General features: G+C 56.2%; 18 protein-coding genes. 7 read left to right on the forward strand and 11 right to left on the reverse strand.

Features of this window, described 5'->3' with window-relative positions:
• Window positions 1–308: 308 nt before the first annotated feature.
• Window positions 309–1,148: a formate/nitrite transporter family protein gene (locus tag EGH23_RS18225; RefSeq protein ID WP_220581413.1), complete on the forward strand. Its 840-nt coding sequence runs from the start codon at window positions 309–311 to the stop codon at window positions 1,146–1,148.
• A gap of 64 nt (window positions 1,149–1,212) precedes the next feature.
• Here EGH23_RS18225 and EGH23_RS18230 read toward each other — a convergent pair whose 3' ends face one another.
• Window positions 1,213–1,809: a hypothetical protein gene (locus EGH23_RS18230; RefSeq protein ID WP_220581414.1), complete on the reverse strand. Its 597-nt coding sequence runs from the start codon at window positions 1,807–1,809 to the stop codon at window positions 1,213–1,215.
• Between the two features lie 988 nt (window positions 1,810–2,797).
• Between EGH23_RS18230 and EGH23_RS18235 the strand changes: the two genes are divergently transcribed.
• Together EGH23_RS18235 and EGH23_RS18240 are read left to right on the forward strand one after the other, a co-directional pair.
• Window positions 2,798–3,310, forward strand: coding sequence for an Lrp/AsnC family transcriptional regulator (locus EGH23_RS18235; RefSeq protein ID WP_220581415.1), 513 nt, complete (start codon window positions 2,798–2,800; stop codon window positions 3,308–3,310).
• 235 nt (window positions 3,311–3,545) lie between these two features.
• Complete coding sequence (locus EGH23_RS18240) at window positions 3,546–3,782, forward strand: hypothetical protein (RefSeq protein ID WP_220581416.1); 237 nt, start codon at window positions 3,546–3,548, stop codon at window positions 3,780–3,782.
• A gap of 491 nt (window positions 3,783–4,273) precedes the next feature.
• Here EGH23_RS18240 and EGH23_RS18245 read toward each other — a convergent pair whose 3' ends face one another.
• Entirely contained in the window at window positions 4,274–4,981 is a 708-nt protein-coding gene (locus tag EGH23_RS18245) for a helix-turn-helix domain-containing protein (protein ID WP_220581417.1), read from the reverse strand.
• 1,135 nt (window positions 4,982–6,116) lie between these two features.
• On the opposite strand from EGH23_RS18245, the gene sp36 reads away from it, so the two are divergent.
• Together sp36 and EGH23_RS18255 are read left to right on the forward strand one after the other, a co-directional pair.
• Window positions 6,117–6,338: a Sp36 family protein gene (sp36, locus tag EGH23_RS18250; RefSeq protein ID WP_220581418.1), complete on the forward strand. Its 222-nt coding sequence runs from the start codon at window positions 6,117–6,119 to the stop codon at window positions 6,336–6,338.
• Window positions 6,335–7,390 (forward strand): DUF7972 family membrane protein, encoded by a 1,056-nt coding sequence (locus EGH23_RS18255; RefSeq protein WP_220581419.1) that lies wholly within the window; start codon window positions 6,335–6,337, stop codon window positions 7,388–7,390. Before sp36 ends, EGH23_RS18255 begins: the two co-directional genes overlap by 4 nt.
• A 96-nt stretch (window positions 7,391–7,486) precedes the next feature.
• On the opposite strand, the gene EGH23_RS18260 is transcribed toward EGH23_RS18255, so the two are convergent.
• The 8 genes from EGH23_RS18260 to EGH23_RS18295 all read right to left on the reverse strand — a co-directional run bounded on the left by EGH23_RS18260 (window position 7,487) and on the right by EGH23_RS18295 (window position 13,897).
• Window positions 7,487–7,687 carry a hypothetical protein gene (locus EGH23_RS18260; RefSeq protein ID WP_220581420.1) on the reverse strand — a complete coding sequence of 67 codons (201 nt, stop codon included), beginning with the start codon at window positions 7,685–7,687 and terminating at the stop codon, window positions 7,487–7,489.
• 17 nt (window positions 7,688–7,704) lie between these two features.
• Window positions 7,705–8,202, reverse strand: a complete 498-nt coding sequence (locus tag EGH23_RS18265) for a hypothetical protein (RefSeq protein ID WP_220581421.1) — start codon at window positions 8,200–8,202, stop codon at window positions 7,705–7,707.
• A gap of 5 nt (window positions 8,203–8,207) precedes the next feature.
• Window positions 8,208–8,975, reverse strand: coding sequence for a methyltransferase domain-containing protein (locus tag EGH23_RS18270; RefSeq protein WP_220581422.1), 768 nt, complete (start codon window positions 8,973–8,975; stop codon window positions 8,208–8,210).
• A 15-nt stretch (window positions 8,976–8,990) separates the two neighbouring features.
• Window positions 8,991–9,596, reverse strand: a complete 606-nt coding sequence (locus EGH23_RS18275) for an OsmC family protein (RefSeq protein ID WP_220581423.1) — start codon at window positions 9,594–9,596, stop codon at window positions 8,991–8,993.
• Window positions 9,597–9,598: 2 nt separating this feature from the next.
• Window positions 9,599–9,772 carry a DUF1059 domain-containing protein gene (locus EGH23_RS18280; RefSeq protein WP_135305178.1) on the reverse strand — a complete coding sequence of 58 codons (174 nt, stop codon included), beginning with the start codon at window positions 9,770–9,772 and terminating at the stop codon, window positions 9,599–9,601.
• A gap of 257 nt (window positions 9,773–10,029) precedes the next feature.
• Window positions 10,030–10,839 carry a helix-turn-helix transcriptional regulator gene (locus EGH23_RS18285; RefSeq protein ID WP_220581424.1) on the reverse strand — a complete coding sequence of 270 codons (810 nt, stop codon included), beginning with the start codon at window positions 10,837–10,839 and terminating at the stop codon, window positions 10,030–10,032.
• A 537-nt stretch (window positions 10,840–11,376) separates the two neighbouring features.
• Window positions 11,377–12,246 (reverse strand): universal stress protein, encoded by an 870-nt coding sequence (locus EGH23_RS18290; protein WP_220581425.1) that lies wholly within the window; start codon window positions 12,244–12,246, stop codon window positions 11,377–11,379.
• 1,210 nt (window positions 12,247–13,456) lie between these two features.
• Window positions 13,457–13,897, reverse strand: coding sequence for a hypothetical protein (locus tag EGH23_RS18295; RefSeq protein ID WP_220581426.1), 441 nt, complete (start codon window positions 13,895–13,897; stop codon window positions 13,457–13,459).
• Window positions 13,898–14,046: 149 nt separating this feature from the next.
• On the opposite strand from EGH23_RS18295, the gene EGH23_RS18300 reads away from it, so the two are divergent.
• Window positions 14,047–14,286, forward strand: coding sequence for a hypothetical protein (locus tag EGH23_RS18300; RefSeq protein WP_220581427.1), 240 nt, complete (start codon window positions 14,047–14,049; stop codon window positions 14,284–14,286).
• Window positions 14,287–14,478, forward strand: a complete 192-nt coding sequence (locus EGH23_RS18305) for a hypothetical protein (protein WP_220581428.1) — start codon at window positions 14,287–14,289, stop codon at window positions 14,476–14,478. It abuts the gene before it with no gap.
• A 227-nt stretch (window positions 14,479–14,705) separates the two neighbouring features.
• On the opposite strand, the gene EGH23_RS18310 is transcribed toward EGH23_RS18305, so the two are convergent.
• Window positions 14,706–15,185 (reverse strand): universal stress protein, encoded by a 480-nt coding sequence (locus tag EGH23_RS18310; protein ID WP_220581429.1) that lies wholly within the window; start codon window positions 15,183–15,185, stop codon window positions 14,706–14,708.
• Window positions 15,186–15,233 lie beyond the last annotated feature (48 nt).

A 15,233-nucleotide genomic window follows, 5' to 3' on the forward strand; every position in this document is an offset into this window, starting at 1 on the left:
GAGGTAGTGTTCTTTCAGCAGGACGACTGGTGCTTCCGGGCTGCGTGTAGTTCAGTTATGCTGTATTCTAGGGTTGGTGGTCGTATCGGGGATTGAATTTCGTCGTTCCTCGGGTCATCACTGGTGGTTTCGCAGCGCGATATAGGTAGCGTCTGCCCTACTCCCTGTGCTCGCGCCTTGGTACTCCGCATAACCGCCGAAAGAACAGTACTGCATAGCACGCTTCACTGCGAGTAGAGATAGTCAGCACATTCTAGTCCGCCAGATTCTTTCATCGAGTCTCTCAAAATGTGACGGAATCGCGAACTATGACTCCCGAGTCAACGTCTTCATATCGAGAGATACTGAGGAGGGAAATCGAGGAAGGGTTGAGCGAACTCAATCGGCCAACCTCGGGGCTGTTACTCTCGGGATTGTCGGCAGGGTTGGATATTGGCTTCGGCCCGTTCCTGATGGCGGTCGTGCTCACAATGAGCCAGGGAGTGTTCTCCGAGCCCGTCACTGGGATTTTGCTGGCGAACGCCTATGCCGTGGGGTTCATCTTCGTCGTGGTGGGGCGGTCGGAACTGTTCACCGAGCACACCACGTTGGCAGTCGTACCAGTGCTCAACGGACAGGGGTCGCTCACGGACCTCGCGCGGCTGTGGGGCGTCATCTACGTAGCTAATCTCGTCGGCGGTGCGATCTTCGCGGGTCTCGCGGTTCATATCGGGGTAGAGTTGGGGACAGCCCATCGGGCGGCGTTTCTGGAACTTGGCCGTAAACTCGTGGCGTACCCGTGGTCAGTCACACTTCTCGCCGGCATTCTGGCGGGTTGGCTGATGGGCTTGATGACGTGGCTGGTGGCAGCCGGCCAGAACACCATCAGTCAGGCTGTGTTCGTCTGGATCGTCGCAGTTGCCATCGGCTTGAGTCATCTCCCTCACTCGATCGCGGGCAGCATCGAGGTCCTCATGGGTGTGTTCGTCGAGGACGGGATCGCTATCTCTGAGTTTCTCACGTTCCTCGTCTGGAGTACCATCGGCAACGTCATCGGCGGCACCATCTTTGTGGGCCTCCTGAAGTACGGCCACGGTGTCCGGCCTGGCACCGCGAAGAAAGACATCAACGTCTCAGTAGAGGGGACTCACAACGAACAGCAAATGTAGAGCCGGATTTGCATCTTGGAGTCCGGCGCATTAGGTCTGTTTTACACCGGATTCAGACGCTCTCTTAGCTCCCGTTGCCGGCAGGCGTTGTTCCGCTATCCTGAGTGCCCTGCCACCAGTCATCGTTAGCGAGAATCTCATCTTCAGTTTCTTCGCCCACAGGGCTCGCATTGACAGTGATGAGCCGCTCATTGTCACCGAAGGGTGTCCACTCGCGGTTCATCTCGAACAGTTGGGGCTGGTTCTGGTCATCGTCATCATCAGGAATAAACCCGAGATCGGCGTCGTATTCGCCGATGTTTGCTCCCTGAGCAACGAACAGCGGGACGACGTTGTCGGTGTTCAACCACCGGATCATATACGTGTTATAGTCCGAAAAGTAGCTATCTTGAACATCCCCATAGTTGGGGGCCCATTCGACGACTCCCGAGACGAACGTAAACCGGGCGTTGGGGTGGAAGTTGTCGATAAACGTCAGCGCCTTCCAGTTGTCATCGAGGTCGCCGACGCCCCCATCGGTCTCTTGGGCAGCTGCGGTCCCGGACACGCCTAGAGCAAGCACACTCGATGCCAACGCGCCCTTCTTCAGAAACGACCGGCGCGAGTCGCTGTCGAGATCGAACAGTTCGTTTCCTTCGGTCGGTGACGTTGTCTCTCTCATAGCTACAGACGCGCTTCGTTTGTAAGAGAGGTAAGATATGTGCTTGCCATTGTCAACCACTCTTCAATATATACCGACAATTCTCGCTCTCTTCAGCTGAACACTTCGTGAGAAGGGATATACGCCCCGCTACAGCGCAGTTGCTGGAACTCATTATCAACAACGGTCTCAACAGAACCACGTTAGTCGTAGCACTACAGCTGATTGACATCCTCCTCCGCCTTCAGACGGAGGAATCCCGAGCGGTGGGAGTTTCAGGTCTGCAACCAGGGACGCCGCCACTTTACGCGAACTCGTTTCACCCAGTCGTCGTGGTCGGTGGCTGTCTGGCGGTGCCAACCCGCCGGTACTCCTATCCTTCATCGTGTTCGGACTCTTCGTGTTATTTTTGCCACGGAGAGCCCGGCAGACTGCAACGGACTCGGAGGTATCTTCAAGGCTTTGCGTAACTGACGGGCACGAAAGACGAATCCTTCGAGGATTCGTGTTCACCGCGTCGGCGTTTCGGATATTGTCTCATTAGTGGCGGGTAGACCGCCTCCGAAGGTCGTTCGGAATCCGCTCCGTTCTAACCTGACCTTGCTCCCTGCGACAAAGTGGCACTACTTGGACAGTGCGGAGTGGAAACTCTGGAGCGCTATCGAGCGGTAGATTGTCTCGAGTAGTGTCAGATTCATCCTGCGGCTACAGCCGCAGCTATTCTCTTTGATTCTGTATAATAACTCCGGGCTTGCATTTCGTGCGGGTTCCAAGCGTTTCTGGTTCGAGGCTTTGGTGAAATCCGCAGTAGATGATATACTCTGACTTGATGTAATCAATACAGAGGCGCTATCGATCAGTCGTTCTCTTCCGACATTCTGATCCCCCAAGCACTGTGAGTCTTGCCACGAGCGCGATGAGACGCAGGCTACTCGTGCGGCAGTGAAACTGGACTCTCTTGGGATGCACGGCAAGAATATGTTAGTGCCTTCACGCCGTACTCCATCCTATGGGTCGAAATCTGGACGATGTAGATCGGAGTATTCTCTATTTGCTCCAGCAAGATGCCCGCAACAAGACGGCACAGGAAATCGGCGACACGGCTGGCGTCTCGGCCAGTACCGTTCGGAACCGAATCGATCAACTCGAAGAAGATGGCATTATCAGAGGGTACCATCCCGAGATCAATTACGAGGCGGCCAACCTCCCGCTGCAAGTGACGTTTGTCATCTCTGCACCGCCCGCCGAACTTAAACAGTACTCGGAGGACATCAGGGCGATCCAGGGCGTTATCGACGTTCGTGAAATGCTCACTGGTCGGCGCAACATCCACGTTGACGTCGTCGGGACGAGTACGAGCGATATTACTAGAATCACCGACGCAATCCACGATATCGGCGTCGAAATCGAGAGTTCGGAGATGATGCGACGGCGACACGTCCAACCCTTCAACCATTTCTTTTTGCAGGGGACAGAAGAGACGGACGCGCACGCGGAAGCAGGCGCTGAAAAAGAGTCATAGACTTCGTCCAGATCTGACAGGATTTCGGGAATCCACAGAATACATACGACTAAACAGGATATACCACACTCACCAATCACAGATACACAGTATTGGGCCCAGATGTTGTGGAGTCCCGTATTGGTCTGCTAGCGTTCACAACACCGTTTTCTGGGGTCAATTCCTCTTTTATGAAGAGGAAGTGAAACCGGTCAGTTCACTTGGTCGGTTTTCGCTTGGGACCCCCCTCGACAGTATGAACGACACAACCTCCGATGCACTAGCAAACGAACGTATCAGACATAAGATGGTCAGCAGCCTCGACTATCAAATTGGGCTGCTCGCAGATACGATTCAACAGGCGGTCATAGAAGGTTCTGTAGACCCTGAGGAAGCGGCCCAATTAAGGGAGCGATTGTGGGGCGTTGAATCGCTAGCAGAAACCCGCGATGTCTGGGATCAGCTTGCGGAGGACTCTGACCTCCTTGAATAGACGGGGTCACAATATAACGAGGGGCTGCAGTCATTATCGCGGTACGGGGGAGCGCGGGGAAGCACATAGAGGCCTCTGTCTGCATCTGGTGCCATGATATATGTCCCTCTGTGGACTACCCCAACAATTCTCGGGTGTATGCGGCTAGTCAGGCGAATTGGTACTGCGCGATCTCGGTTGACCCACAGTCCGGACAGACAGTCGCCTCCTCGTCAAGCGTCGTCCCACACTGCCGGCATTCACGAATGCGCGTATCCGACTGCCGTCGACGGGTGAGTGTTGCTACTGCGTTTCGTAAGCCCATGCTCCTAATTATGGGGTTCATCTTCCACCGTCAAAAAACGTGAGTATCTCTCTCAGTCTCGTGTGTTCTACCTAGCGAACGTCTGCTTCAACCGCAGAACCGTTTGTGACGATGTATATCCCGCGCCTTCAGGCGCGGGTTTTCGCCTTGCATTCATCATGACCGTTGATGGCTGGACAACCCTTTGCTATGTGCCTATGCCGCTATCGCTCTGGGGGGCCGTTTTATCAGATGGCTCATCTGTTTCAGAAAGCCCAACCATTAATGTATCTTCTATGAGCGTTTGAGTCCCTCTACGGAGACATTCTGACAGTGCCTGATGAGATATCCCCAACTCTTCAGCAACCACATCTAAATCGACTTCCTTCGGGACTTGGAAATGTCCCATTTGAACCGCTGTGACGAGTGCTTCGTATTGTGTCGTCGTTAGCCCATACCGGGAGGCGGGCTCCCCGTCCATTTCATGGATAGCATCAATCGCAAACTGTAGTTCGTGCTCGGAGCAGAATGTCTTTATTTCAGATAGATGATCACGCGACGGACAGAGGAGTCTGAGATGCCAACACTCGCCTTCCCCATAGATAGCCAAAATGCTTGCTTCGCTATTCGTCAACATCTGAAGGAGGAGCTCGATCTGATCAGTCCATTCCATTCGGTAGAGGAATTCGTCCTCAAACTCGGCTAATAACTCCACGTTCTCGACTGTAGGATCTTGCTCACACGCTGCACCGAACTGCTCGGGTTCGGTATTCCGAACCCACATGAGTGGCATCACCACGTCTCGACCAGATTGAACGACCCGTTCCGCTTTAACCGCCAAGTCTGGAAGTGAAGCAAATGTCTGAGACAGGGCAAGCTCCTGAACAGGGATGGATGCTCTAACTACCGTAGTCATCGGCGCTCTCCCGGAAGCAGTGTTTTCAAACACATACTCATGCTGTCACTCAGATTTTCGTTACAGGCGGGGGCGGCAAATAGCTATCCCTCAGATTCGACGCCTTGCTATTGGTTTGGTAGCTATCTATGTCAACTACTTCGTCCATTCTGGCGTCACCCATCGCCGTGTTATTCACCTCGAGAGGCGGGCGTGACCAGGCACGGCTTCTAGCGGTTGTATCTGGATTGGACGTGATTCTAGCGGTCCTGATCGCTGGTCTCGTCGGTGTCCTACTGTTGCTCTTGGCGGCTCTCGTTCAGCAGGGGTCGACGATGAATCTCATCAGTCACGACGCTGGATTCATCTCCGAGATGGTGCATCCAGAATTTGTTGGTTGAGGGATATTGGGATATGGAGCTGCTGTCGTCAGCTCTTCGTTCGAATGGTGTGGCTCAAATTGAGGGGTTTCCGCGGCTGTTTGACCCCGACCAGATCGACGTGTGGGCGTTAGAGAAGATGCCACGCCAGTATCGGCGGGAGTGCCCCAGCGAGAATCGGTCCATGTCTACTTCTCGAGTCTAAGTGTGATAGATAATGGTGAAGGTTTATCCACTCTTGTCACCCATAACTGAGATACAGTACTACTCACCAGAAGGCAGACAGCGAGCAACTATAAATAGTAAATAAAAATACTCTACAAAACGAACCGATCACTCTGGCAGACGGGAGGACACAGATTCCCTGCTTTGATCCATCATGCGCTGAAAACGCGACCAACCGATGTTACGATAGCAACGTAAACCATGGCGTAGCCTTCTGTGACACTCATATTGATAAGTGGCTAGAAAACGACCATATCGTCAAAATGGACTGAATAGTACGCATTCCTCCTGAGTGGCTGTTTCTGCCGTTGCCGTGCACAGCAGTGTCAGAGCGGTCGTAGCCAGTTTCCCGGACGATATCTCACTATACTAGCTCCCCCACTGTCGAACCGGCTGAATCAGTGAGCACTAGGGATCTGCTTCGGAACTAGCGTGTATGCCCGTAACCGGGTGTGTATCCGCTGATGGCGAGCCGCCGCTCGCGAGGCGACAGCGATGACTCCTTCCGAAAGCGACCACCGTTATCCGACTTCGGGAGCAACGAGTCGATGATGAGTGAGACTAAGCACAAGCGCTGGGAGTACGAGACGCTCAGAGTCCCCCGCGGGGAGACGAAGAAGGAATCGGAAGATCCGAAGACGGAATTGAATGAGCTCGGCGCTGAGGGATGGCGACTCGTTGAGACGGTCGATTACACCGGTGGTGGAACTAAGTTTCTCGTGTTCGAGCGGGCGACGCAGCCGACCGCCGATAGTGAGGACGACTCGTCGTGAGCTCTGATACTATCGATGGCGAGACGAACCCGAACGTCGATACGGATCTTGATGTCAGCACTGCCAACACGATGCGTGAGCGCGCTGGGGAGAGCAGGCTCAAGATCTGGCTATTGCTCGCCGCGAACCGCTGGTATGTCACTGCCGTGTTGGCACTCGTAGTGTTCGTTCTTTTCGTGGGGCTCGTGACAGTTCTCCCGCCGGCACTGCTTCCACAGCTCAGCTCCGGTGACACGATCGAGACGATGTTCTCGGCGATGATTGGCGCGATTATCACCGGCGTCACGCTCGTCGTAACGATTGGTCAGTTGGTGCTCTCCCAGGAGAACGGCCCATTGGGCGAGCAACGCGACCGCATGGAGAACTCGATGGACTTTCGGGAGTACACCGAGGAACTCATCGGCGCACCGAGTCCAGCCGATCCGTCGGCATTTCTCCGTAATCTCGTCGACGTCGCAGAACAGCGTGCGGAGGCGGTGCAGGATGGGTTGCGCGACATCGAGAGCGACCAGCTCCAGTGGGAAATCGACGAGTTCACCGAGAGTCTCATCGGCAATTCCCAGACAGTGCGCGAGCAACTTGAGGGCGCCAAGTTCGGGACCTTCGACGTCCTCTTCGCGGCGCTCAACTACAACTACGGCTGGAAGATCTACCAGGTCGAGCGCATCGCCAACGATCACGCAGAAGACCTCGGCGAGCCGGAAGATACGCTGCTCACCGAGTTAAAGACAGCGCTCTCTCTGTTCGGGCCGGCCAGAGAACACGTGAAAACGCTGTACTTCGAGTGGGCGCTGGTCACCCTTTCGCAGTTGATTCTATACGCAGCGATCCCAGCACTGGTCGTTGCCGGCGTTATGCTCACCGTTGTCGAGGGAGCGACGCTTCCAGGAAGCACATTCGGGATCGCTCATATCACGGTGCTCATCGGGGCTGCCTTCACGATAACGCTGGTCCCGTTTCTGCTCTTTACGTCCTATGTGCTGCGAATCGTCACGGTTGCGAAGCGGACGCTGGCGATCGAGCCGCTAATCTTGCGGGATTCACAGCGATAGCCGAGCCAACACCTCCTCTCTGAGGGGGACGGACACGACTTGATGAGACACGGACCTATCACTGATTTTGAGTACTCTTAGTCCAGTAAAACATATTCACGAGTCGTTCTTTCCGTCGCCCCCTGCGTCTACAAGTTCGGGGTGGGTTGAGCGAATCACATCAATTCCCCAGAAGACAATGCCAGCGATACTACTGAAGGCGAGCAGATAGAGACCGACACGGAACAGGTATTCAAATAGGGTGATCTCAAGGCCCGCTCCGCCGTGCAAAATAATGGGGGCCGTACAAATATCCATGGCTGGAGCGTCCACCGTCACGGTGTACTCAAGCCACGGTACGCCATCACGACGCCAACGATGAAGACGATCGTCGCCAAGTAGATCGGGCCGAGATGGGTTATCCAATCGTGAGCGAACGCATCCGCCGTGTAGTGCATCGGTAACGCGAGCGCGAGACCGACAACAGCAGTGACGACTGCCGTCGCCCACGCCCAGGTGAGCCGCTGGCGGACACCATACCACGACAGAGCGGTGATGGCGATGCCGGTCGAGATGATGAACGCGGCAGTGGCGACATGCAGGTGGCTAATGTAGTACGCCACCGTCGGATTCAGATCGGCTTTTGTCATTCCGTCAAGCGTACTGACGCCGAGTTCGAAGCCACTGCCGACGAAGTTCAACACGAGGAAGACGAGCCCGTAGCCGATGAACGCGACGCCGGCGAGCGCCATCAGCAACGAGCCGTTCCGGAGTTGCGACCCGAGTTCGGTCTGTTCTTGCTGTTCGTCCGCGATGGATTGTTGGGTTGCCATAGTAATCACGTGTGGGCGCCAAGCGAGATACTCTTCACGCCGTACTTCTGGCAGGCGGTTGCTGCCTGCTCCGAGAGGAACTCATACTGTGTGTTGTCCCGGACATCATCTACGTCGAATCCGGTCCCTTCGATGAGCGCCGTATAACGGTCGATCTGTTCGGCCCCGCCGATACAGGCCGCCCACAGATCCTCGTTGTTCTTGATGCTCTCGGGCATCAGTTTCTCGCTGATGATGTCCGAGATGGCGAGCCGTCCCCCAGCGGTGAGGACGCGCTTGGCCTCCGTGAACACCTGCTGCTTGTCCGGTGAGAGGTTGATGACCCCGTTCGAGAGGACGACGTCGAACGTCTCGTCGTCGAACGGAAGCTCTTCAATGTAGCCCCGTTCGAAAAAGACGTTCTCTATCCCCGCCTCATCGCGCAGCTGTCGCGCCTTCGCGAGCTGTTCGTCGGTCATGTCGAGACCGGTCACGCTTCCGGTATCACCGACGTGTCTCGCTGCGACGAAGACATCCGTGCCCGACCCGCTTCCGAGGTCGAGGACGTCGTCCCCTTCTTCGAGGGCAGCCAAGTCAAAGTGATAGCCGACGCCGGCGAAGGACTCCAGCACTTCTTCGGGGGTCGTGTCGAGATCGCCCGCTGGGTAGCCGAGCTGTTCCGCCAGCGGACGGCCCATCTCGAAGTGATACTCCTCGGTCGGTGCCTTCGCAACGTCCCGATAGACGCTCTTGACGGCTCGTTCGAGGCGGTCGACGTCGAGTGACTCTTGCATTCGTCGATACCTCAATTAGTCGTCGGCCGCCACCTCGGCCGGGGTGGTCACCGTGAGCTGGACGTCTTGGGCGAGCGAGACAAGCGTATATACTGGTGCACGCCGCGCCCACTCGTCGATCTGGTCTTTATCGAGATCGGGACTTTCGATCTCGACTTCAGCGGTCAGGTTCTCGAAGACAGTGTCTGCTTCTCCGAGATCCTTGAGGCTGAAGAGGACGCGCGGGTCGAACTCGGTTCGGATGCGGGTCTGGAGATACTCGATGTCGACGCCGCTCGCGACGGCGTTGACGGTGATGCCGACATTGATACACGAAGCCAGCGCGGAGAGCGCTGCTTCGATTGGCTCCAGTCGGTCGGTTCCGCCGACCCAGCCGCCCGCGTCTAACACTTCTTTCCACGCGCCGTACGGAATCGTGTACTCGCGAGTCTCGCGTGCAATTGTCTCGCCGCCAAGTTCGTAGCTGTCGACCTTCGCGAGGCTGTGCGCGCATGTTCCTTCGTAGGTCGACCGGGCACCGAGTCCGAGCTGTACCTCGTCGGGGTTTTCGCCCGCGAATTCAGCGAACTCTTCGAGTGTCTCGAGATCAACGCCGTGGGTGACCTGCTGATCAGCCGCCATCGTTACACCACCTGCAGGTGGTCCGTCCGAAGTTCGTCGTCCGTGTACTCTTTTCCGTGCACCTCTTTCATGTGATTTCTAGCCAGCTCGATCGCTTCAGCTTCGTTCTCCGACTGAATGATGAATCGGCAATCAGCTGCCGCCGATTCACAGTCGAGTTTGTGTGCTTGTGCCATGGTGGTTCAGTTGCCTTCCGGCAGGAGCTAATACGCGCTCAAATGTTAGGAAGCTAACTAGTGGTGCACCGGCGGTTGGTGACGCTGTGTCCACGTTGTGACCATCCGGCAGTCACTGACATCTGCGCAGATACTGCACAGTCGTCACCTAGTGGAAGCGAGAGCCACCGCTGGCGGAATCGCTTCTGGGCTCCATTCGTCCTCGAACAGTGAGTGCCAGTCGTGTGGCGGAATGCGAGTCTGGCAAATCCGGGTCGTCACTCAACGACCGTTTCGAGCGGAAGAGTTGGGGTCTGGTGCCGATAGAACTCGAATTTTGATTCCGCCCACTCGCGAGCGTCCTCCGAGTCGGTATCGAGTAACACGCGGACCGTGACGCTATCGGGGTCATGGCCGCAGATGGCGATTCGGTGGTCGAAGATCCCGATTCCATACGGCGGGAGATCGTCGTGCAACCGGATGGTAAGGTTGCCACTCGCCAGGGTTTCAGCAGACAGGTCTGGATAGGTCGATCGAATATATGTGGCGACGCTCGGGGGATCGATGATCTCCGTTTGCATACCATCGATGACTCGCTGGCAGAACTCATCTCGACACGGCTCGAGGAGTGCGATATCGGACCCGACGAAACGGAATCGGTCAGTGTCCCCGATAAGGGTGCGAAATCGGTTGATTGGTGCGTACGGATTGTCGGCTTCAGCGACCGTCACAACCGCAGCGGCACACATTTCGATGGTGAATCCGCTCTCCTCGTCCGGGAGCCACTGCCAGACGTCGCGGACTGTCCGTTCGATTTCGACTCGCTCGATTAGCTCCGCGACGGCGGCTGCAATGTATGCACCGAGGGGTGTCGCCTCGTATTGGTAGCCGTCTCTGTAAATCCAGTTGCGGCCTTCGAACTCCCGTAGTGTCCGTCGAATCGTCGACGACGAGACACCAGCCATCTCCCAGAGTTCGGATCGGCTCCGGGGACGGACGGTCAGTGCCACAAGTGTCGGGGCCCGGTGTTCCGATCGCGCCAGATATCCAATGTCGTCGATCGGTGAGCCCTTGTTATCCGAACCCATGGTATATATACACGCGGTTTTATAATAACCGTTCGTTCTCTAGGGGATGACGTCTCACATTGAGCAGTACCGGGGGAGTGATGGTGCCCGAGACGTAATCCCAGCTCCCCGTGCCATACCAAAGGGCTCTCTCGCCGTGCTTGAAGGGATTCTGCCGAGCGTTGTCGTCAACGGACTCCTATACGTTTTGCCACCGTGGTTCGGTGTGCAGGAACTAGCCGCTACGCTTGTGTTGGCCTGTACAGTGACGGTATGGGCGGGCGTCGAACTCCGCTGGTGCGGCTACTACCTCCGTGCCCCCATTGGCAGACGGGGCGAAGACCGTCAGTAGATCGAGGGGACTGCGAGCGGGCCAGTCGAACCGGACGCCCCTAATTCCTCGCCGACTGTGAACTATCATCGACTACTCGTCTCTTCCCCGTATGATAAGGAGAGATCTCGGTGAGTGGGAGATAGTGGCCCGAGTTTGGGTCTCTCAGCGAGCGCAGAGAATTCAGGATACGCTGTCGTTGGGGCGAGAGAGGTTCTGATGAGCTACTATTCTGTCTCCCTAACCGTAATAACGGGGATCGGAGCAGATCGGACGGTCTTTTCAGCGACGCTGCCGAGCAGTATGCGATCGGTCCCACGTCTCCCTGTCGTGCCCATGGTGACGACGTGGATGTCGTTCGCTTCGATACAGTCGAGCATTTCCGAGATGATTGGTCCATGTTCGACGTGTCGGACAGTATCTGTAACGCCGTATGTCTCCGCTTCCGAGACGAGGTCGTCGACGGCTTCGGTCGCGGCCTGCTCGAGCTCTTGGCTTGACGTAATCGCCCGAACATCCAGACTGAGTAAGACGTCGTCAACGACGGACAAGACGTGGACAGTCGCATCGAGGGCTGCCGCAAGGGACAACCCATGCTGGGCGGCATGGGTAGCGCTCGCGCTGCCATCGGTCGGGATAAGGATGTTCTCATAGGGAAACGTGAGCTGCTCGTCGGGTTGCATCCGAGCGGTGAGGACAGGGACTGACGACAGCCGAACGACCTTCTCGGAGACACTCCCGATGAGATGTCGTGAGATCCCCGTCCGGCCATGCGTCGGCATCACGATCACATCGTGATCGTAGCGTTCAGCGTACTCGACAATTGTCGGCGCTGGATTTCCCTGTACGATGTCGGACTCATAGTCGACGCCGAGTGTACGCAACGTTTCTTCAGCTTCTTCGATGATCTCCTCGCCTCCCTGAACTAGTGCGTCTACGGTATTTCCTTCAACGACGGTGACACTATCACGGGTGGTGTCGGCCACATAGAGGACATGGATCGTTGCGTCGGCCCAGTGAGCAATTTCGCCGGCATGATGGAGGATGTTCGCTGCCTCGTCGGTGCCATCGAATGGGAGCAGGATATCATCGTACATGGATGCTAGAAGTACCCACGGGTCGAATCCGCTAATTAGTTTGCCTTGGATTGACACATGGTGAGCAGGGAGCCGAAGGCCGACGCGGCCCCTGTAACTGGGTTTTGATTCCGATTAGATTGCTGTGTGGGCACTTGAACCGCTGTCGTGCCAGTCTCAGCGCGAGTTTCTCACCGCAAACCAGTCAGTGTAGGCGTCACTTGCTGGGCCTAAAGCTGATCGCTATCCGGATACTGCTCTGGAGATTGCAAGTGGAGAATTCGCCCCTGGGTTCACACAATCGGAAACGCGAAGCTAGGATGCTCGTCTGGACGACGAGTTGAACACTACTGATTAGGACTGAATCAGTTGTTCAGTACACACATTTACGGAGTGGTTGTCCTAGACTCTATCATAAGCAACAAACCGCGTATAGAAGATCAGATAGCAGACTAACCAATATTCGGTCAATTACCGGTATCTGTTGATTAGATTTGCACTGACCAATAGTGGTGAACATCGTCTCACCTTTTGCCGACTTCAGCCTCGGTCGCCACGAGCAGGTTATTGCGGAAGCGGCATTTCAGCAAGGTTCTGCCATTGACCTCCTCCACGCCCTGAAGGACGTGGAATCCGACCATCGGATTTCCGCTGAGCATAGCGTTCGAGGTTCCAACCCGCACTCAGAGGGAACCAGCGACACACTAGGGGAACTCTCGTTTACCTCCCTCGTAGGGCTGTGGCCCGGCCAAAGAGGCCCCATCGGAATCCGTGTCATCGCCGTGCGACCCACCGCTGGTCCGCTACCCCTTGTGGTTCGGGGGCGGCATCTCACCGATTCCGTAGCACCCCATGTTACGTGGAGCCATAGAAAAACGATTTCGGCCGAAATCCTGACCGGCCATCGACGGCGGTTGCACCACCCAGACTACCGCTTGACCTCCGCCTGAAGACGGAGGTATGCGCTATCAGTCCATATCATGGTGTCTGGTACCAAGGCTTATCCGATGCAAGTTCTTCTCTGTAGGGAGTATGGGAACTCTCGAAAAAATGCCAACAAGAAATGGTCTGTGTGACGACTGCGGAGCGGCATGCATGGTCCGCGCTTGGCCAGATGGGGAACTCCGCGCAGTCGGTAATGATGGTAAATGTGAGTGTGGCAGTCTCTCGTTTCACTGACTCGATTGAGTCGTCTCATCTCTGCACATTGGGCCGTTGCGGAGCTGTCTGCTTAGAGAATGTTGAATTTAGGACGCATACTACCGAGGAGGGGCCACAGGCAGACTCGTGAGTACCACTGCGACACCTCCTGTGGCGTCTCTGGCACATGTGTTTTGCCCTCACGGGCCGACTGCTGTTTCGTCGACCCCATCTTGTCCATGGCGGTCATGGCCTTCTCGACGCCTTTCAGCACGAAGTACAGCGACCCGGCGATGAACCCGAAACCGACGAGCTGGCCGACGCCCGACCCGCACATGGCACTTCCCACTTCGCTCACGCTCTGTGCGGCCGCTACTCCTGATGTCGTTGCAGCTGTGCCCAGCAGGATCGCGACAGAGCGCACCTGCTGGAAGGACAGCCGATCGAGAATACTTCGTTCGACCGCATCAAGACGGTCGACGAACTGCGCTGTCGTGTCCCCAAGTCTCCCGGGGAGCGATAGCTCGAACATGGTGCGAGAGAGGGCGCAGAATCATCGGTGGTCACAACATCTCCTGCGCCTATTCTAGGCGACACACTCACTAGCAATAAAGTTTGGTCCGAAAACTACCTAGTTAGTCCAAACTACTATGAGCATTCAAATTGAATAGTAATTTACCAATGACGGCGAGACACGACGGCATCCGACCACACTATTACATCGACTACGCGCTGCATGGCGCGATCAAAGACGTCGCTGGTCGGCGAGAGATCGAAGTCTACGAGGCATACGACCTGGCCGCTCGCCTCCTCGTCGCTCTCGATGGGAGTACCGGGTACCAGCCACGCCCAGGCGAGAACGACCTCGCCGCCGTGTTTGACGACCTCTTCGGCGACCAAGCAAAGAGAGGTGAGGGTTGAATGTCCGCCGCCGACGTCGTTGAACTCGCAGCTCGGAGAGTCGTCGGATTCATTCTATTCATCGGCGTACTCCTCGTTTCGGTCGCTATTCCGTTGTTCGCCTTCGAAACCTTGACGCCCAAATTTGTCGGGCTTATCGTGGCGATTCTGTTCTCACGGTGGGTCGGCCGCCGTCTCATCGGTCTCGAGTAACCGACCCATACGCTTTTCAGGCATGCTGTCTCAGCTAGCGATGGTCCGCGTCGCCTACATGCGAGAGAGGGCGCAGACCACCGCGTCCCGTGGTCACAACCGGGACGCTCCTTTCACTCTTGACGGCGAGAGGGACGACGACAAGCCCAAGTCAACGTCAACGTGGGGAGACGGCTCACAGAGAGATCTCGTCTTGGACGCCTATTCCGCCCTGGAACAGTAGAGCATCACCGATCGAAACCAATCAGTTCCTCAATTTCCTCCGTCAGTGCCTCTTGATCGCCGATATGCACGGTCAGAACGGGAATTGGTGAGAGGCGAACCACTTTTTCTGCCACACTCCCGAGTAGATAGCGTTCGAATCCGGTCTTCCCACGGGTGCCCATCACGATGAGATCGATATCGTTCTCCATCGCGTAGGTAATGATGACGACGGCGGGGTCGCCCCACCGGACCTCTTGGACGGCTTCACACTCCGCCTCGGTAACCTGTTCCGCAACTGCCCGAGTAGCGTCATACCCGTCGCTTTCCAATGCCGAGTTCACTTGGTCTCGTGCATCGTCGGGGACTGACATATACGCACGCTCGTCCACAACATACAGTGAATGCACCCGTCCCCCAGACCCCTCCGCAATACCAAGGGCCTGGTCTGTAACCTGCTCCATCCCGCTGCTGCCATCTGTCGGAATCAGAATTTCGTCGTACATATCTAATTGAAGCACCCATTGACGCATAAGGATAGGGACAGATTGGCC

It is taken from the genome of Haloarcula nitratireducens, from assembly GCF_019599505.1.